The following is a 714-nucleotide window of genomic DNA, read 5'->3' on the forward strand; positions in this document are numbered from 1 at the left end:
GGTCGAGCCAGGTGCTTGGCCCGCCGATTGACAACAGTGCTCATAAAATTTTTTTAACGTATTGATTTTAAAGGATAGTCAGGTTGATGTCGGGCATCTGTCGTGTCACCGCCCTCCACTCAGGCCCTATGCTGGCCCTGTCAATCACCACAAGGAGCTCATGATGATCGTCAGGAAGTTGAGATTGCAGCGGGGTTGGTCCCAGGATCAATTGGCGACCCTGACTGGCCTGAGCGTTCGCACCATACAGCGGATCGAACAGGGTCAGCAGCCCGGACTGGAGTCTCTCAAGGCCCTGGCCTCCGTCTTTGAACTTGATGTGGCTCAGTTAGACGGGACGCAACAACAGGAGCGCGAGATGAGAGGGAATGAAACCATGGGTCAGGATGCGGTACAGGTGTCGGCAGAGGAGCGGGCGGCCATGCGTTATGTGGAGGGGCTCAAGGGCTTCTACTACCACATCGCCAGCTATGTGCTGGTAATTTGCGGGCTGTTTGTCATCAACTACCTCAGCAATCCGGATTATATCTGGGCCTGGTGGCCGGCGCTGGGTTGGGGATTGGGATTGATCTCCCATGCCATCAATCTGTTCCAGCCCTTCAAGTTGTTCGGGCCCGAGTGGGAACGGCGTCAGATAGAGAAACGGCTGGGACGCAAGTTGTAACAGGTTCGTACGTCATGACCAATAAAAACGGGCCCGGCAGATGCCGGGCC

The 714-nt window shown here is 55.7% G+C and carries 1 protein-coding gene; it reads left to right on the top strand.

Annotated elements, in window-relative coordinates; genetic code table 11:
• The first annotated feature begins 163 nt into the window (after nt 1-163).
• Complete coding sequence (locus BN1118_RS03865; protein ID WP_043135144.1) at nt 164-664, top strand: 2TM domain-containing protein; 501 nt, start codon at nt 164-166, stop codon at nt 662-664.
• Nucleotides 665-714: the final 50 nt, after the last annotated feature.

Source organism: Aeromonas bestiarum (genome assembly GCF_000819745.1).
Classification (GTDB): Bacteria; Pseudomonadota; Gammaproteobacteria; order Enterobacterales; family Aeromonadaceae; genus Aeromonas; species Aeromonas bestiarum.